Below are 26,445 nucleotides of genomic sequence, written 5' to 3' on the forward strand. Positions count from 1 at the left end.
ATCTTGTTGTGGCAGGTGCGTTCGGCGGCCCAGAACGCGGCGACGGTCGCGGTGATGTCGTCACGGAGCTGGTTGTGCTCCTCGACCTTGTCGCCGTCGTACTCCCACTCGTCGTCGTCCTTGTTCTCGTTGACGAAGGTGGTGGCCTCGGTCTTGAGGCGGGCGAGTTTGGTGACGAGGGGCGGATCTCGGTGGCGTAGTCGGACAGGGAGGTGGCGACCTTCTCGAGGTCGTCGGCGAAGGTGTCGGCCCGGTCCCTGACGGGTTTCGTCGAGGCGAACAGCTGCTCGGCCTCGGGGGCCTTGTAGTAGGCGGACAGGGCCTGGAACTGGGTGTGGACGGAGGAGCCGGTCTCGCGGATGTGGCCGGCGTCCTTCGTCAGGGACGCGTGGTCCTTCTCCAGCCGGCCCAGGTCACCGGTGTACTGGGGGATCGCCTCGGGCTTGATCATCGGGTCTGCACCCCGGGCTTCTTCGGGTCCAGGTCGACCGCGCCCAGGGCCTTGCGCTGGGCCTCGGCGGCCATTTCCAGGTCGCCGTTGAGGTAGGCGGTCGTGGCGTCGACCGCGCCGGTCAGCGACTTCCCGGCCCGGGCCGCGATGAACTTCAGGTCCCCGGTGGTGTGCTCGGCGAACTGCGACAGGGCCAGCGCGACCAGACCGCCCACGGCCTCCTCACCCTTGCCGTCCCCGCCACCCCCGCCACCGGCGCCGGCATCGGCACTGATCGTGCCCGCACTCGACGCCGCCGACGTCAGATGATCACCGTACGACGTCACATGCGTCTGAATCTTCGACGCCGTCTCACCCGTCGTCTTCAGCACACCCTGAATACCCTGCGGCTTCAGATCCCACCCAGTCACCACAACACCCCCGTGAACTACCTGAAAACATCGAACCGGACGACTCCGGCCAAAAGGTCTGGCGCGGAGACGAAGAGAGAACCCACCGGACGGCAACCGACCCGGCGGGCGATCCCGGCAAAGACCCCGACCAGAGGAACCGCCCGGCCGGGGCCCCGTCGTCCGACGGAATCGACCGGACCCCGTCGGCCGACGGAAACGGCCGGGAGGGCCGCCGAAGAGTTCGACCGGGAAGAACAGCCGAAGAGCCCGGCCAGGAAGGACGGCCGAACCGGCCGAGAGGAACGACCGGATCGGCCGGGAAGAGCGACCGAAGGACTCAGCCGATGTTGTCGACCGCGGCCTTGGCGCGCGTGATCGTGTGCTGCGCGGTGCCGTCGTTCTTCTCCAGCGTCGTCTTGAGCAGCTGGATGATGTTCTTGACCTCCTGCGAGGAACGGTTCCACCGCAGTTCCTTGCCGTGGTACTCGTCCGCCACGCCGTCGGCCGCGAAGTCCGCCATCGCCGCCTTGACCTGGCCGTCGCGCGCCGTGATGACCTCCTCCAGCCGCGCGATCACCACCTGGATGTTGCCCTGCGCGTCCGCGGACGCGCCCGTGTCGTACGCACGACGGTCAGTGCCACCGGCCATCAACAATCACTCCCCGTGAAAACCTGTCAGAAAAGAACGCAATGGAATGGAACGAGCCGAAACGAGCCGGAACGGAACAGGCCGCGATGAAACGGGCTGCTGCGGAACGGGACGGAGCGAACCGGAATGGAACGAACTGGGACGGAGCGAACCGGCGCGGAACGAACCGGCGCGGAACGAACCGGAACGGAGCGAACCGGAACGGAGCGAACCAGGGTGGAACGGAGCCCGGCCGTCGTCGTCAGCGGGCGCCGAAGCGTGCCGCGTCGAAGTTCGCGGTCGACATCTGCTGCCGCGCGTTGTCGCCCTGCTCCTGGTCGCCCGAGCTGAACGCGGACTCCATCCCGGACTGACCGCCCAGGAGAGCCGCCAGCGAACCGTTCAGCGCCGCCGTGATCTCGTCCGACCGGTTCTTGAACGAGTCGAACGCCACCCGCCCCGAACCGTGGAACTTCCCCTCCAGCGGGGCCGCCGCCTGCAGCAGCTGACGGATCAGCAGCCCCAGGTCGTCACTCGACCCACGAGACTTCGACGACAGAGTCGTCAGAACCTGCGCCCCCATGTCGAACTTCATTCGATCCCCCTGCCAGGCTGCGTGAACACATGTTTCATCATGCCTATCAATTCGACGGGGTCGGAGGCAATCGGGATCCCGGAGCTGTGGACGGGCTGTGACAGAGCAGACAGTCGTCCGGTATGCGCAATGCGGGTCGGGTGTGCGGTACTTGGCCGGGGCGCCGGGCGGAGCGGCTCCCTCGACGACAACACCCTCCCGGGGGCCCGTTCGGCCCTGGTGCCGTGATCATGATCACGGCCACCGTGGGTGGGGCCATGGTGGCGCATACCGCGTCATCGGGTGCCTCGGGGGCTCTGCTTGCTCCCGATCTGCGACAGAATGCGGTCCGGCACAAGCCGTGTCGCCGCCGGCCAGTATTCACATCCGCGCCTGCTGCACAACCCTCTCCTGTCCGCACCGTGGGTGCGGATCGCGCGACGACTCATGGAGTGCAGATTGACCACGACATTCCGCTCCCGCCTCACCGCCCGCATCGGGCGCGCCTATCTGTCCAGGATCCAGAAGTACGGAATCGGACCCTCCACGATCAGGCTGCTGCCCGACGACCTGCTGATGATGATGCGCAGGGACGGCCTAGACCCGGTGGAGAAACTGGCCAGGACCCGGGCGAAGAGGCCGGTGTCCAAAGTGTCGTTGCCGTTCGGCATGGACGCCTGGGTGGTCAGCGGATACGAGGAGTCGAAGGCCGTCCTCGGCTCGGCCGACGGGTTCAGCACCGACTTCGCCCACCTCGCGACGAACGCCGGGGTGGCGGCCGAGCAGAGTCCCGGCGGGCTCGGGTTCAACGACCCCCCGGTGCACACCCGGCTGCGCCGCATCCTCACCCCGGAGTTCACGATGCGCCGGCTGCGGCGCCTGACGCCCCGGATCGACGCCATCATCGAGGAGCGCCTGGACGCGATGGCGGCCTCGCGCGGCCCGGTCGACCTGGTGCAGGGGTTCGCGCTGCCGATCCCCTCCCTCACGATCTGCGAACTGCTCGGCGTGCCGTACGAGGACCGTCACGACTTCCAGAAACTGGCCATGGACCGGTTCGACCTCTTCGGCGACGCGACCGCGCCGTTCGGAGCGATGTCGGAGTCGCTGGAGTACTTCAGGGGTGTCGTCCGGGCACAGCGGAAGAACCCGGGCGACGGCCTGCTCGGCATGATCGTGCGGGAGCACGGTGACGACGTCGACGACGAGGAACTCGCGGGCCTCGCCGACGGGGTGCTCACCGGCGGATTCGAGACGACCGCCAGCACGATCGCCCTCGGCTCCCTCGTCCTGCTCCGGGACCGGGACGTCTTCGAGCGAATACGCACGGACGACACCGTGATCGCGCCCTTCGTCGAGGAGGCGCTGCGTTACCTGTCCGCCGTGCAGATCGCCTTCCCCCGGTTCGCCCGCCGGGACATGGAGATAGGCGGCGTGACCATTCCCCGGGGCGACATGGTGCTCTGCTCGCTGAGCGGCGCCAACCGCGACGCCTCGTACGTCGAGGACGACGGCCGCTTCGACCTGGACCGCATCCCCTCCGCGAGCCACCTCGCCTTCGGCCACGGCATCCACCGCTGCGTGGGCGCCGAACTGGCCCGCATGGAACTGCGCGCGGCCTACCCGGCCCTGGTGCGGCGGTTCCCCGGGATGAGGCTCGCCGTCCCGCCGCAGGACCTCTCCTTCCGCAAGGTGTCGATCGTGTACGGGATCGAGTCGCTGCCGGTGCACCTGCGCTGAGACCGAGCCGGAGCGGTGCTCGCCTCCGTCGTGCCCCGGTCCCCTCGCGCGCTGGGCTCCCGCCGGTCCCGGTCCCGGGGATTCGCCGCCGACCCGATGACGCCCCGAAGCCGACCCGCGGCCGGCCCGGCGGGCACCCCGCCGACGCCTGACGTGAACGGGCGGCCCGGCACGAGCTTGTGGTGCCGTTGCCGCCGCACGATCATGGGCCCATGTCAACTCGTGCCGGACCATTTGACGTTGCGTCGGTTTTGCAGGAGGTGAAGATGGTCCGCCTGGAGGGGCTGGTACGGCTCCGAGGGCTCGACCTGCCCCTGTTGCGCCGGGCCGCCGCGTCGGTGCCGGGCGCCGTGACCGATGCCTGGCCCGTCGAGGTCGAGAACCTGCTGCGGGCGGCCGTCTCGCGGCTGGACGGCGATCTCCGGGAGGCGGCCGGGCGCACGCTCGGACTGGCGCCCGGCCTGCGCGACCGCGCGGCTGCCGACCGGCGCCGCCTCGCCGCCCAGGTGTACGGCCTCAGTGTGGAGCGCTTCCGCAAGAGCCAGGAGGAGATGGTCCTCGGTCAGGTCGCCGAGTGGGTGTGCTGGATCGCCGACACCGGGAACATCGCCGACACCGGGAACCGGGACGCAGCCCGGACCGGCGTCATGCCGGCCCCGCACCTGCAGCACCGCACCCTGCGCCTGACCCGGTCCGGGAGACCGCTGACCATCACCCTGCACATCCACCCCGCCGAACTCCTGCGCAACGTCGACGTGATCGTCTCCCCGAGCAATACGCATCTGGGGCTTCCGGAGATGTACAAGGCGTCCGTGTCGGCGTCGCTGCGCCGGGCGGGGGCGGTGCGCGACGCGGCGGGCGACGTGGTCGAGGACCCCGTCCACGACGACCTGGCCGAATGGCGAGGGAAGCACGGCGTGCTGCACCGCCCCGTCCTGCCCGGGACCGTCGCGCCCACCGGGCCGGGCGCCCTGGCGGAACAGGGCGTCCGCCGCATCTACCACGCGGTGGTCGCCGTCCCGAGACCCGGCACCAACGACTACGAGGTCACCCCGCAGAACGTCGCCGCCGCGGCCGCCCGCGCACTCGCCCTGATGTCCGGGGAACGCGACGCCCACACCCCGCCGCTGCGATCCGTCTGCTTCCCCCTCCTCGGCGCGGGACGCGGCGGGCTGGCACCGGAGAGCAGCGTCAGCGCCCTGTGGACGGCGCTGGCGGCGGACGCCGACCGGGACCGCGAACTGCACCTGGTCGTCCGCAGACCACTGGTGGCGGACCTGGTGACGGAGGTGCTCGGCGGCCGGACCGACCCCGGCCCACCGGCCGGGCCCGAGGAACGGGAAGGACACGGATGCGGGTGAACCCCTTCGCGATGCTCGCCGTCGTCGCGGCGGACTGGCCCCGGCTCGGACCGCTGCTCGCCCCCGGCGCGCACCAGGAGTTACGCGCCCTGCTGGTCGACGTACGCATCGCTCTGCGGACACACGCCCCGGACGTCCGTGATCATGAAGGGGCCGGTCACGGCGCGGCGGACCGGGCGGTACGGGCCGTGCTCGCCGCGCTTCCGGACGCCGAGGCGGCCCGGCTCCGCGGTGTCGGCGGCCCGGGACGGTTCGTGGGCACCTCACCGTCCGCCGTCCACCAGGGTTTCGACGCCCTGGACCTCTGCATGCTCGTGATCGACGACAACCCGATGGTCGGCCCGCTCCTGGGCCCGGTCCGCGAACGCCTGCTGCGGGCACCGGCGTCGAGCCCGCAGGGGCCGGGGCCCGTCGATCCCCGGCTGATCGTCCTGACCCGCGAGAACGGCGAACGACAGCTCCCCACCTTCCAGTTCGAGACCGGAACCATGCCGTGGGAGGTCGTCCTGGAGGTGGCCGACGTACTGCACCCCGAGAGGGACCCCTGGGGCGCCGCCGACTGGTGGCTCTCCGCGAACGCGTGGACGGGCACCGCGCCCGCCGGCCTCCTCGGGCAGGGCCGGGACCCCGAACTCCTGGGCGCGGCACGCACGCTCACCGTCACGGGCGGGGAGTGGTAGACCGTGCCCAAGTACCCGCCCCCCGAACAACTGCCCGGCGAGCCGGAACGCGTCACCCTGCCCGCCGGCACCCCCGCCTACCGCGTCCACGCCACCCACCGCGACGCGCTCGCCTTCAACCCCCGGCCCGCGCACGCCTTCTACCACGGCGGACGCTTCGACAGCACCCCGTACGAGAAGTACGGCTTCCTCTACATCGGGTTCGGCACCGGGGCCGCCGTGTGCGAGGTGCTGCTGCGCTCGATCCCCTTTGACGGCGACGGCGGCACGCGCCTGCTCCCGCGTGCCTCCTTCGAGCACCGCAGCCTGTCCTTCCTGCGCCTGGCCACCGACGTGGACGTGGTGCCGTTGATGTCCGGCAGGGACCTGGCGGCGGTCGCGCAGGACTCGTGGCTGGTGCACGCCGAGGGCGCGGACTACCCGCAGACCCGCGACTGGGGCCACTGGATCCGCCGCAGGACCGCCCCCTGGGCCCAGGGCTTCGTCTGGCCCTCCAAACGGGAGCCCGCCGACCGCGTGGCGGTCCTGTTCCAGGACCGGTGCGGCGAACCGCCCCTCGAACCCACCGGCGCCGCCCGGATCGACTTCGGCACCGAGGACGGCGAGCGATGGCTGAACGGGGTCCTCGCCCCGTACCGCACCCAGGCCGCGCCACGACAGCGGGGACGGATGCTCTAGGGCGTTTCCCGGCCGGACGGGACTACGGATGCTCCAGGGCGTTTCCCGGCCGGCCGGGACTTCCGGAACACGCCCCGGGACCTTTTTCTTCGGATCGAGCCCGGCAAGACCCACACGAAAGGCCCTGGACATGCAGGCGAAGCCGTACGACCTCCAGTCGATCCTGTACGAGATCCAGCAGTCGCTGACCGGGGGCAGGACCGACGCCCAGGACCTCACCCGGGCCACCGACCTGGTCCTCGACAGGCTCGGCTGCGCCACCGCCGACGAGGCCTGGGAGCGGCTGCACACCGACTGGAGGAACCTTCCGCGCGGCACCGCGATGTCGGGCATGCGCGCCGGGCAGATCCTCGCCGTCCTGCCGATGCTGCGGTACCACCGGCACGTCGGCGACCAGCAACAGCTGGACGAACTCATGGCCGAGGCCGGGGCCCACGGGCCGGACGGCCAGTGGCGGGCCACGGTCACGACCATCGGCAGCACGTCCGGGCTGCAACGGATCGAGGACCCCGCCGACATGGAGGCGGCGCTCGTCCGGATCGAGCAGTCCCGCGCCGCCTTCCCGCCCGACAGCCCGCAACAGGACGCGCTCGACCTGGCCCATGCCGGAATCCGCGCCCACCTCGCCCAGAACGGCGGCGGCGAGGACGACTTCGACTCGGCCGTGGAGGACATGGCCCGGCTGAGGGACTCGCCGGCCTTCGACGCCGGGACACGCCTCGGCATCGACGGGCAACTCGCCGTGTTCCGCTCGCACCAGGCCACCCGGCGCGAGGACGAGACCGCACTCGCCCGGCACATCGGCGAGTTGGAGGAGGTCGTCGCACAGTTGCCTCCCGACCACATGGACCGGCTCGGGATGGAGTCCAACCTCGACGTCGCCCGGGCCAACCTGGAGCTCCTGCGCGGCCGGCGCACCGGACGGTTCCTGCCCGACGCCTCCGGCATGGTGGCCACCCCCGACCTGGACGAGGTACGGCGGCAGGTCGCGCTGCTGCCGCGCGAGGGGCAGGCCGACCGGCTCGGCGAGGCGGGCATGAGCAGTGCCGCCAGAGCCCTGTTCGCGGGCAACGCCAGGGGCGCCCTCGAGGCCATGGAACTGCTCCACGACGCCCTGGACCTCCTCGAACCCGACGACGAGCGCTGGATCCGCAACGCCCAGGCGCTCGGCTCCGCCCACCTCATGCTCGGCGGAATGGCGTCGGTCCCCGGCCCCGACCGCCCCGCCCACATCGACCAGGGCATCTCCTGGCTGAAACACACCCTGCGCCTGGCCGGCGGCCCGGCACACCCGATGGGGAACTCCCTCGGGATGACCCTGGCCTCGGGCTATCGGGTCCGCGCCGACAACCAGGTGCTCGGGGCCCGGGCCACCCGCCTCAACCACGCCGAATCCCGCCGCGTCGGCCTCGACGCCCTGCGCGCCGCCACCTGGAACGTCCTGCTCCAGTCCGGTACCGCGCACGCCGCCGAGACCGGCCGCCGGGCCGGTGAACAGGCGCTCGACGTGGCCCGCTGGTGCCTGACCGACCGCGTCCACGACGAGGCCGTACGCGCCCTGGACGCCGGGCGCGGCCTCGTCCTGCACGCGGCGACCGTCGCCACGACCGTCCCCGACATGCTGCACGCCCTCGGCCAGGACGACCTGGCCGCCGAGTGGCGGACCGCGGGCGGCGCCGCGCCCGACCCGGAGCCGGGGGCCGTCATGCCCGCCCCGCGCACCGCCCCGGGCCCCTCCAGCCGGCTGCGGCGCCGGGTGCTCCAGGCCCTCGCCGCGTCCCCGCACCGCCGGCAACTGCTGGACGTCCCCGGACTCGCGGACATCGGCCGGGCGCTGCGCACCATGGGCCGTGCCGCGCTGGTCTATCTGGTGCCCGGCGGCGACGGCGTGCCCGGAACGGCGCTGATCGTCCTCGCCGACGGCACCACCAAGGCCCTCCGGCTACCCGAACTCACCCTCTCCGCAAGCGAGCTGACGGAATACCAAGCAGCCGGGGCACCCGGTCGCACCGCGGGCGGACCGCCCGTCGCGAGCGCGCCCAGGCCGCAGCCTCCCACCCCGGACGAGGGCCGCACCGCGCTGGAGCGGCTGTGCGCGTGGGCGGGGCGGGCGGTGATGGGCCCCCTGCTCAAGGCGCTGCCCGGTGGGGCGGGCCGGACCCCGGCCGTGGTGCTGGTACCGATGGCGGAACTGGGCGCCGTGCCCTGGCACGCCGCGCGCCTGCCCGGCCGTCGCGGCGCACCGCGCTACGCGTGCCACGAGGCGGAGATCTCGTACACCCCCTCCGCCCGCCTGCTGTGCGAGGTGGCCGGCCGGCCCTCCGCCGGCATCCGGCAGGCCCTCGTCGTCGGCGACCCGACCCGCGACCTGTACCACGCGGGCAAGGAGGCCGGGGCCATCTTCCGCACGTTCTACCCGGACGGCGAGTTCCTCGGCCCCGGCACCGCCACGCCCGCCGCCGTGACCGACCGGCTGGGCCGACAGCACGGCGGAATGCTGCACCTGGCCTGCCACGGCGAGGTGCGCCGGGGACGGCGCAACAGCGCGTACCTCAAACTGTCCGGCGGCAACCTGAACGCCGAGGAACTGACCGAGGGCACCGCCCGCTATCGCCACCTGGAACTCGTGGTGCTCGCGGCGTGCAGCACCAACGTGTCCGGGCACGGCCACGACGAGGCGTACAGCCTGTCCACCGCGTTCCTCGTCGCGGGCGCGCGCTCGGTGCTCGGCTCCCTGTGGCCGGTGCCGGACGAGGCCACGTCCGTACTGATGTACATGACCCACCACTACATGCGCCGCGAGGGCCGGACCCCCGGACAGGCCCTGCGCGACGCCCAGTTGTGGATGCTCGACGAGGGCCGCAGGGCACCGGCCGGGATGCCCGCGGACATGGCGGCACGGGTCCCGATGATCGACGCCGTCGACCCGACCGGCTGGGCCGGGTTCACCCACCTCGGCCGGTGACGTCAGGGCAGCTCGGTGCGGATCGCCACCGCCGTGGTGCCCCACCGGCCCACGTCGTGGGCCGGTCCGCCCGCGGTCCGGGGACCGGGCGGCTGGGCCAGCCGCAGCAACCCGCCCTCCGGGGCCGCGCCGCCGCGCCCCGCCATGCCACCCGGGGACCAGGCCGGCAACCGGAACGGAGCGACATTCAGCTCGTTCTCGGCGACGACCAGCCGCAGCCAGTCCCGGGCGAACGAGCCCCGCACCAGGGAACGGCCGGGCGGCAGCCGCAGCCACACCGGTTCTCCGCGCCGCGCCGTCCCCGCGTGCCCGGGCGCCACGAAGTCGCCCTCGAACAGGCCGGGCGACGATTCGTAGTCGTCCGTCAGATCGAGCAGCACGCCCCACAGCATGAGCGGGGAGTTGTTGTGGATCCGCACCATCACCTGCGGTTCCCGGCCGTCCGGCGTGTACGCGCACACGATCTCGCCCGTCGCCGTGTGCCGCAGGTCGCCGACCAGCGGCTCGACCGTCACCCGCACCAGCGACGACAGCCACGGGTCGGGGTTCGTCAGGTCCTTCAGCAGGTGCCAATGCGTGATGTGGCACAGGCAGTCGGCCACCCGGGCGGCGTCGGCCGGTGACCGCAGCGGCAGCGGGGCGACCGGATGTCCGTCGCCCCCGGTCACCCGGGCCGTGCCCGCCCCGACCTCCAGCCGCAGCGGCAGCCCGTGCCCGCCGGTGGACAGCAGCGGCGTGCCCTCCACGACCGCCGTCATCATGTCGACGGCGGCGGGATCCCCGACGACCGTCACTGCGGCCGGGGGGAACGCCAGCGCCGACGGCCTCACCCCGTACACCGTGGTGAGATCGTCCGGTCCCGGCACCCAACCGACCGGTTCCACCAGCGACGACTCGGGGCGCACCGTCCGCACGACCACCGTCCGGGGCCCGGCGGCCCGCCGGTCGCCGTACTCGTCGGCCAGGGTGAACTCGGCCCCCGCGGACCGGAGCCCGTGCACGGAACCGCAGTTGACCTCCCACCCCGCCACCGTGTGCCGGAGCAGGAACGGCGGTACGGGCAGCGCGTCGCCGTGCAGGAAACGCAGGTGGTCCGGGCCGCGCAGTTCGGGATGCTGCGCGGGTTGCCGGCTGCGCACCCGCTCCTCGGCGAGGGAGTGCACCTTCCCGTACGCGGCGGCCGGGCCGAGCCGGCGCAGCGCGTGCACCAGCGAATGACTGAAGTACCCGCGGGGCTCGCCGTCGACCAGCGCCTCGTACGCGGACTCCTGCTCCCGGCACGCGGCGAGCAGCACATGCCGACGGGGGCCGGTCCCCGACGCCCCCGCGGCCCGCGTACCGGCCGTGCGCCACCACGGCCGCCAGACCACCCCCCGCGAGCGCGTACCGGGCGGGGGCTTGCGGCTCGCCCCGCCGGCGTGGCAGCAGTCGAGGACGGCCACGACATGGGCGCCGCCCGCCGCGATCCCGTCGAGGAGGGCGCCGAGTTCGGTGTCCCGGAGCAGCGGCTGCCCGCCCTCGTCGAGGCTGTCGGCGCACACCAGCGCCTGGCTCATGCCGGTCGCCGTACGGGGACCGTCGCTCTCGTGCTCGCTGCCGTGCCCGCTGAACCACAACAGCGCGGTGTCACCCGGACCGCTGCGCCCCAGGTGCGTCCCGATGGCGTCGACCATGGCCGCCCTGGTCGCCTCCGCGTCGCGCAGCCGCCGGACCGAGACCCTCGGGCCGCCCTGTTCGCGCAGCCAACTCTCCGCCTCCACCACGTCGTTGACACAGCCGCTCAGCGGCTTGTCCGGATAGTCGTCGATGCCCACCAGAAGTGCGTACACGGTTCGCATACGGTGATCCTGCCAGGGCCGTCGGGGCACGGTCGGGGCGTTTTCGGGGCGGCTGCCGGGCAGCCGCGTGCAACCGCGTGTCCGGCCGTCGCGTGGAATGTTGACTGGGGGTGAAGAACCACCAGGATCGTTCCGCACCCCATGCTTCCCACGGCTCAGGAAGGAAAACGGCGTGACTTTCGGGGGACACAACCCGTACGGCCCGGCATGGCAGCCGAACGGGGGACAGCCGCCCCCGCCGCCCGGCGTGCCGCCGCAGCCCGGCCCTCCTCCGTACCCCTACCCCTACCCGGGGCCGTACCCGCCCCCGGGCCGGCCGCCGTACGGCCCGTACGCACCGCCCCGTTCGCTGTGGCAGGAGTTCCGCGACGGCGACTGGCCCTCGCTGGCGGAGCTGTTGCGCCGGCTGCCCGTCCACGGGTGCGTGTGGGCGGTGCTCGTCCTCTGCTTCCTGCCCTTCGTCGTGGTCCTGCTGGTGTCCTATCCGCTGGCCCGCTCGGCCCGTCGGCAGGCACGTCTGAGGTTCCCCCCGCACGCCCACCGCCGCATCGTGGACCCGCAGGTGATCCGGGTGCAGAAGGCCAGGGCCTGGACCGCGCTGGCCATGTCCCTGCTGATCCTCGTCGTCTACGGCACCGCGGCGGACTTCGAGGAGGTCCAGGAGCAGTACGTGCTCCGGCTCGCCGTCACCCCGTGGCTGCTGCTGTTCACCGCGCCCCTGGTGATCACGATCCTGTTCCGGATGGTGCCCGTGACCGCCCGGGCGGGCATGCGGGCCCGGCTGCGCCCCTCCATGCGCCTGGCCCTCCAGTACTTCGGTGCGTTCACGGCCGTGCCGCTGCTCTTCGCGGTCATGGTGTTCGTCGGCCAGAGCATGGAGGGCCACTGGTTCGCCCCGCTCGTCGGGTTCTCCCTGTTCGCCCTGGTGATCTGGGCGTTCTTCTTCGTCCTGTTCGCCTCCGCGACGGTGGTCCGCACCGTGTTCGGCACCTCCGAGGTGCATGCCGCGCTCCCGGCCCTGCTGACGGGCGTGCTGGTGTGGGAACTGGCGGCCGTCAACCTGGTCATGGGCGGAATGCCGCCGGGCCCGCCGCTCATCCGGATCTGCGCCCTGATCGGCGGCCCGGCGTCCGTGTCGGCGGTGGCGTGGTGGGAGATCGACCGGCTGCGCACGAGGTACGGCGTGACCCTGCGGGGCCGCCCGGTGCCGTGACCGCGGACGCCCGCGCGGCGGGCCGGAAAGGCTTTGAGCGGACCGGGGCGCGGCCTCGCGGATCAGATCCCGATGATTCAGATCCTGATGATGCGGACGCCGGGCCCGCAGAGCATCAGGAGGTCTTCGGGGTCCGATGTCAGGACGGTCACCGGGGCCGGTGAGGTGAGCGCGGTGGCGGCCACGATGGCGTCGAGGGCGTACTTGTGGCCGTGCAGTCCGGCCGTGGCCAGGAGCTTGCTCGCGCGGCGGGCGATGGATTCGTCGGGCGGAATGACGTTCACACGGGAGACGGCGTAGTCGAAGCGGGCCTGGTTGACCTTGGGGTCGCGGGCTTCGACGAGTGTGACGGAGCTGGTGACGACGCGGAGGTCCTCGGCCTCGGCCGCGGCCAGCCACTCGGTGATCTCGGGTGTGCGTCGTACCAGTCCGGACAGGCCTTCGCAGTCCAGGACGAGCGTGCCGCTCACGCGGCGTCCGCCGAGTCGGCCGTCTCGCCGCGGAGGACCGCTCGTTTGGCGTCGACGGCCGACCGGTCGACCGGGCCGTGCTCGGCTTCCGCGTCCTCGATGAGCTCGCGCAGCCGGTCCCGTTCCAGCTGGCGCTGGATGAGGGACTCGACGTAGGCGGACATGCCTCGCTTGCCCGTACGTGCCTTGAGGGCGGCGATGGTGCCTTCGTGGAGCGAGACCGATACGGGCCGGACGGGCCCTTCGCCGGGAGCCGGGGAGGTATCCATGGAGCCGAGCTTAACAAGACTCTTGTTATTGAGTGGGTGATCGTTCCGCGTGGGAACGGAGGGCCCGACCGCACCGAAGGGATGAAGCGTGCGGCCGGGCCCGTCCCCGTCAGCACTCGATGATGTTCACCGCGAGCCCGCCCCGCGCCGTCTCCTTGTACTTCACGCTCATGTCCGCGCCCGTCTCCTTCATGGTCTTGATGACCTTGTCGAGGGAGACCTTGTGGCTGCCGTCGCCGCGCAGCGCCATCTTCGCCGCCGTGACGGCCTTGACCGCAGCCATGCCGTTGCGCTCGATGCAGGGGATCTGGACGAGACCGCCGACCGGGTCGCAGGTCAGGCCGAGGTTGTGCTCCATGCCGATCTCGGCGGCGTTCTCGACCTGCTCGGGGGTGCCGCCGAGGACCTCGGCGAGGGCGCCCGCGGCCATGGAGCAGGCGGAGCCGACCTCGCCCTGGCAGCCGACCTCGGCGCCGGAGATGGAGGCGTTCTCCTTGAAGAGCATGCCGATGGCCCCGGCGGCGAGGAGGAAGCGGACGACGCCGTCCTCCTTCTCCGCCTCGGTGGCGCCGCCGGCCGCGAAGTTCATGTAGTAGTGCAGCACGGCCGGGATGATGCCCGCGGCGCCGTTGGTCGGCGCGGTGACGACCCGGCCGCCCGCCGCGTTCTCCTCGTTGACCGCCATCGCGTAGAGGGTGATCCACTCCATCGCGTGGGTCTGCGGGTCGCCCTCGGCGCGCAGCTGGCGGGCGGTGGTCGCGGCGCGGCGGCGGACCTTGAGACCGCCGGGCAGGATGCCCTCGCGGGACATGCCGCGCGAGACGCAGGCCTGCATGACGCGCCAGATGTCCAGCAGGCCCGAGCGGATCTCGTCCTCGGTGCGCCAGGCCTTCTCGTTCTCCAGCATCAGCGAGGAGATGGACAGGCCGGTGTCCCGGGAGAGCCGCAGCAGTTCGTCGCCGGTGCGGAAGGGGTGCTTCAGCACGGTGTCGTCGAGGACGATCCGGTCCTCGCCCACCGCGTCCTCGTCGACGACGAAGCCGCCGCCGACCGAGTAGTACGTCTTGTGCAGCAGCGTCCCGCCGTCCTGGTCGAAGGCGGTGACCGTCATGCCGTTGGCGTGGTACGGCAGTGCCTTGCGACGGTGCAGGACCAGCTGTTCGTCGGCGTCGAAGGCGATCTCGTGCATGCCGAGGAGGTTGATCCGGCCGGTGGCGCGGATGTGCTCCACCCGCTCGTCGGCACTCTCCACGTCGACGGTGCGGGGCGACTCGCCCTCCAGGCCGAGCAGGACGGCCTTGGGCGTGCCGTGGCCGTGCCCGGTCGCTCCGAGCGAACCGTAGAGCTCGGCCCGTATCGAGGCGGTGTGGGCGATCAGACCGTCGTTCTTCAGCCGGCGCGCGAACATGCGGGCGGCGCGCATCGGGCCGACCGTATGGGAGCTGGACGGGCCGATGCCGATCGAGAACAGGTCGAAGACCGAGATGGCCACGGGTGACTCCTCAGGGTTGGTAGACGTCGTTGTCTGCCGGGTGGTGCGGGTTACGGGCCGGCCGGTCCGGGGAGCGGCGGGGCACGGGATGGGGCACCGCGCTCACCGACCAGTGTGCGCGATGCCCCGTTCCGGCGTCTTACCAGAACTTGTCCGGACTACTTCAGGCCGGAGTACAGCGGGAACTTCTCGGCCAGCGCGACGACCCGGGCCTTCAGCGCGTCCGCGTCGTAGGACGGCTTGAGCGCGGCCGCGATGATCTCCGCGACCTCGGTGAAGTCCTCGGCCCCGAAGCCACGGGTGGCCAGGGCCGGCGTGCCGATCCGCAGACCCGAGGTGACCATCGGCGGGCGCGGGTCGTTCGGGATGGCGTTCCGGTTGACCGTGATGCCGATCTCGTGCAGCCGGTCCTCGGCCTGCTGGCCGTCCAGCTCGGAGTTGCGCAGGTCGACGAGGACCAGGTGCACGTCCGTGCCGCCGGACAGCACGGAGACGCCGACCTCGGTGACGTCCGGCTGCACCAGACGCTCGGCGAGGATGCGGGCACCCTCCAGGGTGCGCTGCTGGCGCTCCTTGAACTCCTCGGAGGCCGCGACCTTGAAGGAGACCGCCTTGGCCGCGATCACGTGCTCCAGCGGGCCGCCCTGCTGACCCGGGAAGACCGCGGAGTTGATCTTCTTGGCCAGCTCCTGCGTCGACAGGATGACACCGCCGCGCGGACCGCCGAGGGTCTTGTGCGTGGTGGTGGTGACGACGTGGGCGTGCGGCACCGGGTTGGGGTGCAGGCCCGCGGCCACCAGACCGGCGAAGTGCGCCATGTCGACCATCAGGTACGCGCCGACCTCGTCCGCGATCCGGCGGAACGCGGCGAAGTCCAGCTGACGGGGGTACGCGGACCAGCCGGCCACGATCAGCTTCGGCTTGGACTCCTTGGCCAGCCGCTCGACCTCGGTCATGTCCACGACGCCGGTCTCGTCGACGTGGTACGGGACCACGTTGTAGAGCTTGCCGGAGAAGTTGATCTTCATGCCGTGGGTCAGGTGACCGCCGTGGGCCAGGTTCAGGCCCATGATCGTGTCGCCCGGCTTCAGCAGCGCGAACATCGCGGCGGCGTTGGCCTGCGCGCCGGAGTGCGGCTGGACGTTCGCCGCCTCGGCGCCGAACAGCGCCTTGATCCGGTCGATGGCGATCTGCTCGACGACGTCGACGTGCTCGCAGCCGCCGTAGTAGCGGCGGCCGGGGTAGCCCTCGGCGTACTTGTTGGTGAGGACGGAGCCCTGGGCCTCCATGACCGCGACCGGAGCGAAGTTCTCCGAGGCGATCATCTCGAGGGTGGACTGCTGTCGGTGGAGCTCGGCGTCGACGGCGGCGGCGACGTCCGGATCCAGCTCGTGGAGGGAGGAGTTGAGAAGCGACATCAGGTGGTCCCTTGGGGTCTCTTTAGTTGCCGGAGAACTCGGTGTACTCGTCGGCGGAGAGCAGGTTCTCGGGCTCCTCCGCGATGCGTACCTTGAACAGCCAGCCGCCCTCGAAGGGAGCGGAGTTCACCAGCGACGGGTCGTCCACGACGCTCTGGTTCGCCTCGGTGACCTCGCCGGTCACCGGCGAGTACAGGTCGCTGACCGACTTGGTCGACTCCAGCTCGCCACAGGTCTCGCCCGCGGTCACCGTGTCACCGACCTCGGGGAGCTGGGCGTAGACGACGTCGCCGAGCGCGTTGGCGGCGAACTCGGTGATGCCGATCGTGGCCACACCGTCCTCGACGGCCGACAGCCACTCGTGCTCCTTGCTGTAACGCAGCTGCTGGGGGTTGCTCATGACCTGAATTCTCCTGTACGCGGGGGAGTGCTGATGAACGGTGGTCTTAAGGCGTGAGACGCGAATACGTCACTTTTGGGGAGGCGCGGGGGTCACTTCTGGCGCTTGTAGAACGGCAGGGCCACGACCTCGTACGGTTCGTGGGTGCCCCGGATGTCCACGGCGACGCCCGTGGTGCCGGGCGTGGCGTGTGCGGCGTCCACGTACGCCATGGCGATCGGCTTGCCGAGGGTGGGCGAGGGGGCGCCCGAGGTGACCTCGCCGATGACCTGGCCCTCGGCGACGACGGAGAAGCCGGCGCGGGGCACCCGGCGGCCCTCGGCGATCAGCCCGACCAGCTTGCGCGGCGGGGCGGTCTCGGCGCGCTCGGCGGCGGCCTCCAGGGCCTTGCGGCCCACGAAGTCGCCCTCCTTCTCGAACTTCACGACCCGGCCGAGACCGGCGTCGAACGGGGTCAGCGCCGTGGTCAGCTCGTGCCCGTACAGCGGCATGCCGGCCTCCAGGCGCAGCGTGTCGCGGCAGGAGAGCCCGCACGGGATCAGGCCGCGGGAGGCGCCCGCCTCGGTCAGCGCCTTCCACAGCTGCTCGGCGTGCTCGGGGGCGACGAACAGCTCGAAGCCGTCCTCGCCGGTGTAGCCGGTGCGGGCGATCAGCGCGGGGACACCGGCGACGGTGCCGGGCAGACCGGCGTAGTACTTCAGGTTGTCCAGGTCGGCATCGGTGACGGAGGCCAGGATGGCGGGGGACTCGGGGCCCTGGACGGCGAGCAGCGCGTACGCGTCGCGGTCGTCGCGCACCTCGGCGTCGAAGCCCCCGACCCGCGCGGCCAGCGCGTCCAGCACGATCTGGGCGTTGCCGGCGTTGGCGACGACCATGTATTCGGTCTCCCCGAGCCGGTAGACGATCAGGTCGTCCAGGATGCCGCCGTCCTCGGCGCAGATCATCGTGTAGCGGGCGCGGCCGGTGGCGACGGTGCCGATGTTGCCGACCAGCGCGAAGTTCAGGAAGGCCGCGGCCTCGGGGCCGGTGACGGTGATCTCACCCATGTGCGACAGGTCGAAGAGGCCGGCCCGGGTGCGGACCGCGTGGTGCTCGTCGCGCTCGCTGCCGTAGCGCAGGGGCATGTCCCAGCCGGCGAAATCGGTCATGGTCGCACCCAGCGAACGGTGCAGGGCATCGAGGGCGGTGAGACGGGGGGCGGTGCTCATGGACGTGACTCCCGGGGCATGACGACGAGGACGATCCCTCCCCATCTGTCATCGGAACCTGAGAGGTTCGCCGGGAGCCCCTGAACGGGGTCGGCTTGCACCTTGGGTGGAGCCGCAGGGCGGCCCGCTTTTCAGATCTGCCTCATCCGCACGGTACGGGGCCTGAGAGATTCAAGGGAGGAACTTGCTCCTTCGGCGCCCGGCACGCGCGGTCACCGGAACTCTCCCGCGCGGATTCAAACGGCCTGTATGTAGTTGGCCGGGTCATCATCGCACGCATCGGGCCGGAGTGGGGCGTCGGTCCCCCTGCGGGATTCGGCGGTGCGGACCATTGTCTCGCATTACCTTTTCTTTACACTTCAGGGGCATACGTGGGGTGACCCGTACAGGGGGAGGGTGATGACGTTGCGGCGATACGCGACGACCGCGGGCATCGCGCACGGAGCGATGCCCGCACAGCCGGGAGCTCCGGCCAGGGAGGCGCTCGGCCCGCACGCGCCCGTCGTGCGGGACCTGCGGGAGCGGACGGGGGGCGGTCCGCGCGCCCTGGACTTCGCGCCGGGCGACGTGGTGGTGGTCTCCGGGCTGCCGGGCAGCGGCAAGTCGACGCTCATCCGGCGGACGGTGACGACGGCGCACGCGATCGACTCGCAGGACACCCGCGAACGCTGGGCGGGGATGATGCCCCGCTTACTCCCGTACGCCCTCTACCGCCCGCTCGTCCGCGCCGCCCACTACTGGGGGCTGCGGCGGGCGCTGCGCTCGGGGGGATCCGTCGTCGTCCACGACTGCGGCACCCAGGCGTGGGTGCGCGGCTGGCTGGCCCGGGACGCCCGGCGCCGGGGCCGCGGCCTGCACCTGATCCTGCTCGACGTCACGCCGCAGACGGCGAGGGAGGGCCAGCGGGAGCGCGGGCGCGGGGTGTCCGGCTACGCGTTCGCCCGGCACCGCAGGGCCGTGGCCCGGCTGCTGCGGGCCACCGAGACCGGCCTGCTGCCGCCCGGCTGCGCCTCGGCGGTGCTGCTGGACCGGGAGGCGGCGGGAAGACTGGACCGGATCGGATTCACCGAGCCCGGGAGCTGAGCGGCCGGGGCGCAGTCGGCCGGGCGGGGCGCCGAGGGGCCGGTCGACCGGGGGTTCGAGGGATCGGGGCGGTCGCGGCGGCGGGCGTTAACCTTCTGCCGGAAGGCTCGGGCAAGAAGGGGAAGCAGTGGACATTCCGGCGCAGGTCCAGTCCCATCCGCAGGGCGGATGGCCGGCCAACGAGCTCGAAGAGGTGCTGATGGCCTCGGTGGGCAGCCCGGAGGCGGGCGGACGGCTCGTCGAGGTGCTCGGACGCAACCAGGTCTGGGTGCCCCTGCCCAACGGCGGCGGACCCGACTCCCCGGACCTCGACCTGCCGACGATGGAGATCGACGGCGCCCCGTACGTCCCCGTGTTCAGCTCCGAGCAGCAGTTCCTCGCCTGCGTCGGCGCCCACATGTCCTTCGCCGTCGCGCCCGCCCGCGAATTCGCCCGCGGCCTGCCCCCGCAGCTCGGCATCGCCGTGAACCCGGGCGGCGCGGTCGGGATGCCGCTGCCGCCGCCCGCCGTGGCCGAGCTCTGCCGGACCGGACGCACCCCGCTGGACGGCCCGGCCAGTGGCGGCCGGGTCCGGCTGTACGAGCCGGACTGGAAGGAGGAGCCCGTCGACTTCCTCTCCGCGGCGGCCGGCGAGTTCGAGGAGAGCGGCGTGGTGCTCACCGCGCGCCGGACCCTGGCCAGCATCGAGGGCGAGGACCCCGTCCTGTTCATCGGCGTGGAGCTCTCCGGCGGGGAGGGCGCGGACCTCAACGCCCCGATGGACGCCCCGATGGCCGCCCTCGGCCGCGCCCTCGGCCGGGTCGAGGTGCCCTGGCCGGTCAATCTCGTCCTGCTCGACGTGGCGCAGGACCCGGTGGGCGACTGGATGCGGGAGAGGATCCGGCCGTTCTACCAGCGGGCAGACCGCTAGGACGGGGTTCCAGGGCCCCGGACCGGACCGCGCGCCTCCGGCCCGCGGTGTCAAGCCGGTGTCAGGACCGGCGCATAAGCTGGTTTCATGGCTGGTGCCTCGGCATCGGGCCGCGCCCGGAGGCCCGGGGCGCGGTGGGCCGACACAGTGGAGTCGAAGAGGGGCGGGACCAGGTGAGTGCGTCAGGCACCGCGGCGGCCGGGCAGGTCGAGCACATGCTGCGCCAAGTGACGCCCGGGCGCTACGACGCGTACGAGGCGCTGCTGCAGGCCCTCGCGAACGACCGGGTCTGGATGCTCCTGTGGCACGGTGCGCCGGGCTCGCCCGACGCCCAGTACGGGAACATGGAGGTCGACGGCCTCGGCTACGCCCCCTGCGTGACCTCCGCGCAGGAGCTCTCGGCCAGCGGCTGGAACCGCGCCCACGAGGTGGTCACCGGCGGCGACATCGCCCGCGCCCTCTTCCCGGACCGCTGGGGCATCTGGCTCAACCCGCACGCCCCGGGCGGCGGTGTCGGCATCCCCTGGCTGGACCTGCGCCGCATCGCCACCGGCCTCGACCGGATGCCCGCGGGCCCGCTCCGGCTCACCGAGCCGGCCATCGAGATCCCGCAGTTCTACGCCCAGCTCGCGCAGAACGCCCACCGCACCCCCGCGATCCGCTCGCTGCGCCGCGCCTGGGTGCAGCCCGCGCTCGGCGCTCCGTACCTCGCCATCGGCCTCGACCTCTACGACACCAGCCCCCTCTCGGTGGACGCGGTGCGCGCGATGATGCAGCAGTCGATCGCCGCGGTCCCGGACGGCCTGCCCGTCTCCACCGTCGCGATGTCCGACGAGTACGACCCGGTCGCGATGTGGCTGCGCGCCAACGCCCGGCCGTTCTACGACCGCGAGGCCCACGCCCCGGCCGCCCCCGCCGCAGGCTACGGCTACCCGCCCCAGCGCACGTACTGACCACGCCGGTCCCTGAGCCCACCTGTCCCTGACTCCGTCGGCCTCTGACCCCGCCGACCCTGAGCCCACCTGTCCCTGACTCCGCAGGCCCCCGGGCCCGCGCGCCCGCGGGGCGCCGCCCCGTTCCCCGGGCGCCGCCCCGCCCTCCGCCGCCTCCCGCCGCATCGATCCCCGTACGTCCGGTATTGCCGAGATGTGTGCATGCGTGTCCAAGTGCCTTTCCGGCCTGATGAGTTCGCAGCTTTCCTGGTCATCTCGCCCGTCATGTCCGGGATTTACCCACTGGTCATGCCTGGGTGCGACTGGTGACGAAAGCGGGGCCAATTCCCCCGCGTGCCCCGGTCTGTTTCAACTGGCCCGTGTTCGAGGGGCGTTCACCTCCGTCCGGATAACGGAACCCCCCAGACCGCATCACGGTTAGGCATCCATTCGCCTGACGCTCTGGCTACCTGTAGTGACGGCAATGAAGACTCCCGCAGCAAGGGCGTCTTGCCGCCTCTGCGTACGACTGACTGATCGCGCCGCCACAGCGGCCAGTTCGGCCCGGCCACCGCCGGTTGAGAGGGGTCCTTGCCACGATGACGGCACCACTGCAAGAGCCGACCACGGAAGCGGATCCGGTCGCGGCCGGCGGTCCCGCGGCCGACTCCGGGGCGAAGAAGGTCGAGGGCCGCTCTCTCAAGCAGATCGCCTGGAACCGACTGAAGCAGGACAAGGTCGCGCTGGCGGGCGGCATCACCGTGCTCCTCCTGGTCCTGGTGGCGGTCTTCGCACCGCTGATCGTGAGCCTGCTCGGGCACCCGCCGAACGAGTTCCACCAGGAGAAGCTCGACCCGCTGACCAACCTCCCCATGGGCAGTTTCGGCGGGGTGAGCGGCGACTTCCTGTTCGGCGTCGAACCCAACAAGGGGCGCGACGTCTTCAGCCGGATCGTCTACGGCGCCCGGATCTCGCTGCTCGTGGCGTTCCTGGCGGCCATGGTCGCCGTCGCCCTCGGCACGCTCTTCGGGATCATCGCCGGCTACTTCGGCGGCTGGGTGGACGCGACGATCAGCCGGGTCATGGACGTGCTGCTGTCCTTCCCGCAGCTCCTCTTCATCATCTCCCTGGTCTCGGTCCTTCCCGACGACCTGCTCGGACTGACCGGCAGCGGCGTGCGCATCGCCGTCCTCGTCGCCGTCATCGGCTTCTTCGGCTGGCCGTACGTGGGACGCATCGTCCGGGGCCAGACGCTCTCGCTGCGCGAACGCGAGTACGTGGAAGCCGCGCGCAGCCTCGGCGGCGGACGGGTGCACATCCTCTTCCGCGAACTGCTGCCGAACCTGGTGGCGCCGATCACCGTCTACGCGACGCTCATGATCCCCACCAACATCCTCACCGAAGCGGCCCTCAGCTTCCTCGGCGCCGGTGTCCGGCCGCCCACCGCCTCCTGGGGCGGAATGCTGCGGGACGCCCTGGAGACGTACGAGCACGACCCGATGTTCATGGTCTTCCCCGGTGTGACGATCTTCATCACCGTACTGGCCTTCAACCTCTTCGGGGACGGGCTGCGCGACGCCCTGGACCCCAAGGGGACCCGATAACCCACGACTTGCCCCTGCCGCATCGTCAGGTGGCTTTTCCCATGGTTCTCCGGCAAACAACGGCCTGGGACCGCGATCTCGGAGGTTGCGAGAAAATGTCCACAGTTACCTCGAAACGACGGCTCACCGCTGGTGCGGCCCTCGTGGTCGCGGCGCTGATGACCACCACGGCGTGCGGCGGCGGCGACGACGGCGAGAGCGGCGGCAAGTCGAAGGGCGCCGGCTTCAACGCGGCGTTCAACAAGGTCGCCAACCCGTCCACCAAGAAGGGCGGAACGCTCAAGTTCGTCGGCAAGCAGGACCTCGACTCCGCCGACCCCCAGCGTGCCTACTACGGCATGGCCTGGGACTTCATGCGCTTCTACACCCGCCAGCTGGTCACGTACGACACCAAGCCGGGCGCGGCGTCCACCAAGCTGGTCGGCGACCTGGCCACCGGCCCCGGTGAGATCAGCGACGGCGGCAAGACCTACACGTACAAGCTGCGTGACGGCCTGACCTGGGAGGACGGCTCCAAGCTGACCTCCAAGGACGTCAAGTACGGCATCGAGCGCATCTGGGCGACGGACACCATCACCGGTGGCCCGCAGTACCTGATGCAGACGCTGGACCCCAAGGGCGAGTACAAGGGCCCGTACAAGGACAAGTCCCCGGACAAGCTCGGCCTCAAGGCGATCGAGACCCCGGACGACAACACCATCGTCTTCAAGCTGCCCAAGCCCAACGGTGACTTCGAGCAGTTCCTCGCCATGCCGTCCGGCTCGCCCGTGAAGGCCGAGAAGGACACCGGCGCGAAGTACACCCAGCGCCCGTTCTCCAACGGCCCGTACAAGTTCGAGACGTACAAGCCGGGCAAGAGCATCGTGCTCGTCCGCAACGACAAGTGGCAGAAGTCCTCGGACCCGGTTCGCGCCGCGCTCCCGGACAAGATCACCGTCACGATCTCCGCCAACCTGGAGGAGAACGACAAGAAGCTGATGGAGGGCGACTACGACGTCGACCTCAACGGCACCGGCATGACCCAGTCCGGCCGCGTCACCGCCGTCCAGAAGCACCGCGACAGCGTCGACAACATGCAGACGTCCTTCGTCCGCTACGTGGCGCTCGTCCACACGGCCAAGCCGTTCGACGACGTCCACTGCCGCAAGGCCGTCTTCTACGCCACGGACTTCGCCGGTCTCCAGCAGACCCGCGGCGGCGAGATCGCCGGTGGCGCGATCGCCAACAGCACCCTGCCGGCCTCCATCAAGGGCCACAGCGACTACGACCCGTACGGCGTCCTCGCCCGCAAGGGCAAGCCGGACCTGGTCAAGGCCAAGGACGAGCTGAAGCAGTGCGGCCAGCCGAACGGCTTCACCACCAAGCTCACCGCCCGCACCAACAACCCGGGCGAGGTCGACACCGCCGAGGCGCTCCAGGAGCAGCTCGGCAAGGTCGGCATCAAGGTCGAGGTCGACCCGATCGACGGCGCCGAGGCGTCCAGCATCACCGGCTCCCCGTCCGTCGTGAAGAAGCGCGGCTACGGCATGACGATGAGCGGCTGGGGCCCGGACTTCCCGTCCGGCCAGGGCTTCGGCCAGCCGCTGTGGGACAGCCGCTTCCTCGCGGACACCGGCAACTACAACGAGTCGCAGCTGAACGACCCGAAGATCGACGGGCTGTTCGACAAGGCGATCGCGGAGACCGACCCGGTCAAGGCCGGTGAGATCTACAAGGAGCTCGACAAGCGGATCCTCGACCAGGCCGACTGGATGCCCTTCATCTACGAGAAGAACATCACCTGGCGCGGCAGCCGTCTGACGAACGCCTACATGTCCGACGCCTACAACGGCCGTTACGACTACGTCTCGCTCGGCGTCGTCAAGTAATCGCTGGAGCCAACAGCATCTGCAGTCAACCCGGTTGACTGTTCCACTGCCGCCGAAACCCGCCAGTCCGAAGGGCAGGTGATGGCCGGGGCGGTGGCCGGGAGCCCCCACAAGGGGTTCCCGGCCACCGCCGGGCCGCACACAGTGCTTGCTTATCTCATCCGGCGCCTGTTCGCCGTAGTCATCATGGTGCTCGTCGTACTGCTCGCGACCTTCACCATCTTCTTCATGCTGCCCAAGTGGGCGGGCCAGGACGTAGCAGTCCTCTTCGCCGGCAAGGCCACGGGTGTCGAGCAGCTCCAGGGCATCCGGGTCAAACTGGGTCTCGACGAGCCCCTCCTCGTCCAGTTCTGGGACTTCGTCAAGGGCATTCCGATGGGGCGCGACTACGCGAACGGTGACGACGTCACCCACTGCGCCGCTCCCTGCTTCGGGTACTCCTTCCGCACGGAGGTCCCGGTCTGGACCACCCTCAAGGACGCCCTGCCCGTCACCGGGGGCCTCGCCGCCGGTGCCTGTGTCCTGTGGCTCCTCGGCGGTGTCGCCACCGGTGTGGTGTCCGCGCTCCGCCGCGGCAGCATCTGGGACCGCGCCGCGATGACCACGGCCCTGGCCGGCGTCTCGCTGCCGATCTTCTTCACCGGCATGGTCGCCATGGGCCTGTTCGTGCACAACTTCGGCTGGGTGAAGATCGCCGACAACCTCTCCACGGACGACAGCATCGGAACCTGGTTCCAGACCCTGATCCTGCCGTGGATCGTGCTCGCGTTCCTGAACGCCGCGATGTACGCCCGCCTCACCCGGGCCACCATGCTCGAAGTGCTCGGCGAGGACTACATCCGCACCGCCCGCGCCAAGGGCCTGGGCGAGAGCACCGTCATCACCCGGCACGCGCTGCGTTCCGCGATGACGCCGATCCTCACCGTCTTCGGCCTCGACATCGGCGTGCTCCTCGGTGGCGCCGTCCTCACCGAGTCCACGTTCAACCTGCCGGGGCTCGGGCTCGCGGCGGTCCAGGCCATCAGCAACAAGGACCTGCCGGTGATCCTCGGCGTCACCCTGTTCGCGGCTCTCGCGATCGCCGTGGCCAACCTCCTCGTCGACATTCTGTACGCCGTCATCGACCCGCGAGTGAGGCTGGGATGACCGAACTGAACAAGAGCGGTGCCGCGCTGGGGGAACCCACCCGGGCCGGATCGTCCGCTCCCTCCGCCTTCCTCGAAGTACGCGACCTCAGGGTGCACTTCCCGACCGACGACGGACTGGTCAAGTCCGTCGACGGGCTCAGCTTCCAGCTGGAGAAGGGCAAGACCCTCGGCATCGTCGGCGAGTCCGGCTCCGGGAAGTCCGTCACCTCGCTGGGCATCATGGGCCTGCACACCGCCGGCCAGTACGGCAAGCGCAAGGCGCAGGTCTCCGGCGAGATCTGGCTGGACGGCAAGGAACTGCTGTCCGCCGACCCCGACGAGGTGCGCAGGCTCCGCGGCCGCGAGATGGCCATGATCTTCCAGGACCCGCTGTCCGCGCTGCACCCGTACTACACGATCGGCAAGCAGATCGTGGAGGCGTACCGGGTCCACCACCCCGTGGACAAGAAGACCGCCCGCAAACGGGCGGTGGAGATGCTCGACCGGGTCGGCATCCCGCAGCCCGACAAGCGCGTCGACAGCTACCCGCACGAGTTCTCCGGCGGCATGCGCCAGCGCGCGATGATCGCCATGTCGCTGGTCAACAACCCCGAACTGCTGATCGCCGACGAGCCGACGACCGCCCTGGACGTGACCGTCCAGGCGCAGATCCTCGACCTGATCCGGGACCTGCAGAAGGAGTTCGGCTCCGCCGTCATCATCATCACCCACGACCTGGGCGTCGTGGCCGAGCTCGCCGATGACATCCTCGTGATGTACGGCGGACGCTGCGTCGAGCGCGGACCGGCCGAGAAGGTGTTCTACGAGCCCCGGCACCCCTACACCTGGGGCCTGCTGGGCTCGATGCCGCGCCTCGACCGCGACCAGACCGACCGGCTCATCCCGGTCAAGGGTTCCCCGCCGTCGCTCATCAACATCCCGTCGGGCTGCGCCTTCAACCCGCGCTGCCCGTACGCGGACGTGCCCAAGGACGACGTCACCCGCACCGTACGGCCCGAGCTGCAGGAGGTCGGCAGCCGGCACTGGGCGGCCTGCCACATGTCGCAGGAGCAGCGGGAGCGTATCTGGACCGAAGAGATTGCGCCCAAGCTGTGAGCGAGGAAAAGGCCGTGACGAGCGAGGA

At 71.1% G+C, this 26,445-nt stretch carries 24 protein-coding genes and 1 riboswitch; of the genes, 14 read left to right on the forward strand and 10 right to left on the reverse strand.

What is annotated here, in order from left to right:
• Positions 1-8 precede the first annotated feature (8 nt).
• Entirely contained in the window at positions 9-200 is a 192-nt protein-coding gene (locus OCT49_RS39865) for a hypothetical protein (protein WP_349632804.1), read from the forward strand.
• Positions 201-447: 247 nt separating this feature from the next.
• Here the strand turns inward: OCT49_RS39865 and OCT49_RS25485 are convergent, their stop codons facing one another.
• The 3 genes from OCT49_RS25485 to OCT49_RS25495 all read right to left on the reverse strand — a co-directional run bounded on the left by OCT49_RS25485 (position 448) and on the right by OCT49_RS25495 (position 2,066).
• A complete protein-coding gene (locus tag OCT49_RS25485) occupies positions 448-822 on the reverse strand; it encodes a DUF6507 family protein (protein ID WP_502963418.1) in 375 nt (124 codons plus the stop codon).
• A 358-nt stretch (positions 823-1,180) separates the two neighbouring features.
• Positions 1,181-1,492: a pore-forming ESAT-6 family protein gene (locus OCT49_RS25490; protein ID WP_148835891.1), complete on the reverse strand. Its 312-nt coding sequence runs from the start codon at positions 1,490-1,492 to the stop codon at positions 1,181-1,183.
• Between the two features lie 241 nt (positions 1,493-1,733).
• The gene (locus tag OCT49_RS25495) at positions 1,734-2,066 is read right to left on the reverse strand and encodes a hypothetical protein (RefSeq protein ID WP_283854139.1); all 333 of its coding nucleotides are present in this window, start codon (positions 2,064-2,066) and stop codon (positions 1,734-1,736) included.
• A gap of 426 nt (positions 2,067-2,492) precedes the next feature.
• Here OCT49_RS25495 and OCT49_RS25500 point away from each other — a divergent pair, with 426 nt between their 5' ends.
• The 5 genes from OCT49_RS25500 to OCT49_RS25520 all read left to right on the forward strand — a co-directional run bounded on the left by OCT49_RS25500 (position 2,493) and on the right by OCT49_RS25520 (position 9,469).
• Positions 2,493-3,785, forward strand: coding sequence for a cytochrome P450 (locus OCT49_RS25500; protein WP_502963419.1), 1,293 nt, complete (start codon positions 2,493-2,495; stop codon positions 3,783-3,785).
• Positions 3,786-4,051: 266 nt separating this feature from the next.
• Positions 4,052-5,146: a macro domain-containing protein gene (locus OCT49_RS25505; RefSeq protein ID WP_283854148.1), complete on the forward strand. Its 1,095-nt coding sequence runs from the start codon at positions 4,052-4,054 to the stop codon at positions 5,144-5,146.
• A complete protein-coding gene (locus tag OCT49_RS25510; RefSeq protein WP_283854149.1) occupies positions 5,137-5,826 on the forward strand; it encodes a hypothetical protein in 690 nt (229 codons plus the stop codon). Before OCT49_RS25505 ends, OCT49_RS25510 begins: the two co-directional genes overlap by 10 nt.
• 3 nt (positions 5,827-5,829) lie before the next feature.
• Positions 5,830-6,504 carry an RES family NAD+ phosphorylase gene (locus tag OCT49_RS25515; RefSeq protein ID WP_283854150.1) on the forward strand — a complete coding sequence of 225 codons (675 nt, stop codon included), beginning with the start codon at positions 5,830-5,832 and terminating at the stop codon, positions 6,502-6,504.
• A gap of 130 nt (positions 6,505-6,634) precedes the next feature.
• Positions 6,635-9,469 carry a CHAT domain-containing protein gene (locus OCT49_RS25520; RefSeq protein WP_283854151.1) on the forward strand — a complete coding sequence of 945 codons (2,835 nt, stop codon included), beginning with the start codon at positions 6,635-6,637 and terminating at the stop codon, positions 9,467-9,469.
• Between the two features lie 2 nt (positions 9,470-9,471).
• Here the strand turns inward: OCT49_RS25520 and OCT49_RS25525 are convergent, their stop codons facing one another.
• Positions 9,472-11,307 carry a caspase family protein gene (locus tag OCT49_RS25525; protein WP_283854152.1) on the reverse strand — a complete coding sequence of 612 codons (1,836 nt, stop codon included), beginning with the start codon at positions 11,305-11,307 and terminating at the stop codon, positions 9,472-9,474.
• Between the two features lie 172 nt (positions 11,308-11,479).
• Between OCT49_RS25525 and OCT49_RS25530 the strand changes: the two genes are divergently transcribed.
• On the forward strand, positions 11,480-12,520 hold the full coding sequence (locus OCT49_RS25530; protein ID WP_283854153.1) for a hypothetical protein: 1,041 nt from the start codon (positions 11,480-11,482) through the stop codon (positions 12,518-12,520).
• A 77-nt stretch (positions 12,521-12,597) separates the two neighbouring features.
• Here OCT49_RS25530 and OCT49_RS25535 read toward each other — a convergent pair whose 3' ends face one another.
• The 6 genes from OCT49_RS25535 to gcvT form a co-directional block, all read right to left on the reverse strand.
• Positions 12,598-12,990, reverse strand: a complete 393-nt coding sequence (locus tag OCT49_RS25535; protein WP_283854154.1) for a type II toxin-antitoxin system VapC family toxin — start codon at positions 12,988-12,990, stop codon at positions 12,598-12,600.
• Positions 12,987-13,259: a hypothetical protein gene (locus OCT49_RS25540; RefSeq protein ID WP_283854155.1), complete on the reverse strand. Its 273-nt coding sequence runs from the start codon at positions 13,257-13,259 to the stop codon at positions 12,987-12,989. The genes OCT49_RS25535 and OCT49_RS25540 overlap by 4 nt, the downstream gene beginning before the upstream one ends.
• A 109-nt stretch (positions 13,260-13,368) precedes the next feature.
• Positions 13,369-14,751 carry an L-serine ammonia-lyase gene (locus tag OCT49_RS25545; RefSeq protein ID WP_283854156.1) on the reverse strand — a complete coding sequence of 461 codons (1,383 nt, stop codon included), beginning with the start codon at positions 14,749-14,751 and terminating at the stop codon, positions 13,369-13,371.
• Between the two features lie 158 nt (positions 14,752-14,909).
• A complete protein-coding gene (gene glyA, locus OCT49_RS25550; RefSeq protein ID WP_283854157.1) occupies positions 14,910-16,169 on the reverse strand; it encodes a serine hydroxymethyltransferase in 1,260 nt (419 codons plus the stop codon).
• Between the two features lie 22 nt (positions 16,170-16,191).
• Entirely contained in the window at positions 16,192-16,569 is a 378-nt protein-coding gene (gene gcvH, locus OCT49_RS25555; protein WP_283854158.1) for a glycine cleavage system protein GcvH, read from the reverse strand.
• Between the two features lie 92 nt (positions 16,570-16,661).
• Complete coding sequence (gcvT, locus tag OCT49_RS25560) at positions 16,662-17,777, reverse strand: glycine cleavage system aminomethyltransferase GcvT (protein ID WP_283854159.1); 1,116 nt, start codon at positions 17,775-17,777, stop codon at positions 16,662-16,664.
• A gap of 141 nt (positions 17,778-17,918) precedes the next feature.
• Positions 17,919-18,016: riboswitch (glycine riboswitch) on the reverse strand.
• 160 nt (positions 18,017-18,176) lie between these two features.
• On the opposite strand from gcvT, the gene OCT49_RS25565 reads away from it, so the two are divergent.
• The 7 genes from OCT49_RS25565 to OCT49_RS25595 all read left to right on the forward strand — a co-directional run bounded on the left by OCT49_RS25565 (position 18,177) and on the right by OCT49_RS25595 (position 26,417).
• Entirely contained in the window at positions 18,177-18,860 is a 684-nt protein-coding gene (locus OCT49_RS25565) for an AAA family ATPase (RefSeq protein ID WP_283854160.1), read from the forward strand.
• Between the two features lie 127 nt (positions 18,861-18,987).
• Positions 18,988-19,770: an enhanced serine sensitivity protein SseB gene (locus OCT49_RS25570; RefSeq protein ID WP_283854161.1), complete on the forward strand. Its 783-nt coding sequence runs from the start codon at positions 18,988-18,990 to the stop codon at positions 19,768-19,770.
• A gap of 173 nt (positions 19,771-19,943) precedes the next feature.
• The gene (locus OCT49_RS25575; protein WP_283854162.1) at positions 19,944-20,723 is read left to right on the forward strand and encodes an enhanced serine sensitivity protein SseB C-terminal domain-containing protein; all 780 of its coding nucleotides are present in this window, start codon (positions 19,944-19,946) and stop codon (positions 20,721-20,723) included.
• A 578-nt stretch (positions 20,724-21,301) separates the two neighbouring features.
• Positions 21,302-22,306 (forward strand): ABC transporter permease, encoded by a 1,005-nt coding sequence (locus OCT49_RS25580; RefSeq protein ID WP_283854163.1) that lies wholly within the window; start codon positions 21,302-21,304, stop codon positions 22,304-22,306.
• Between the two features lie 95 nt (positions 22,307-22,401).
• Positions 22,402-24,174 carry an ABC transporter substrate-binding protein gene (locus OCT49_RS25585; protein WP_283854164.1) on the forward strand — a complete coding sequence of 591 codons (1,773 nt, stop codon included), beginning with the start codon at positions 22,402-22,404 and terminating at the stop codon, positions 24,172-24,174.
• Between the two features lie 144 nt (positions 24,175-24,318).
• The gene (locus OCT49_RS25590; RefSeq protein WP_283855943.1) at positions 24,319-25,320 is read left to right on the forward strand and encodes an ABC transporter permease; all 1,002 of its coding nucleotides are present in this window, start codon (positions 24,319-24,321) and stop codon (positions 25,318-25,320) included.
• Positions 25,317-26,417 (forward strand): ABC transporter ATP-binding protein, encoded by a 1,101-nt coding sequence (locus tag OCT49_RS25595; RefSeq protein WP_283854165.1) that lies wholly within the window; start codon positions 25,317-25,319, stop codon positions 26,415-26,417. Before OCT49_RS25590 ends, OCT49_RS25595 begins: the two co-directional genes overlap by 4 nt.
• Positions 26,418-26,445 lie beyond the last annotated feature (28 nt).

Source organism: Streptomyces sp. ML-6, from assembly GCF_030116705.1.
GTDB lineage: Bacteria > Actinomycetota > Actinomycetes > Streptomycetales > Streptomycetaceae > Streptomyces.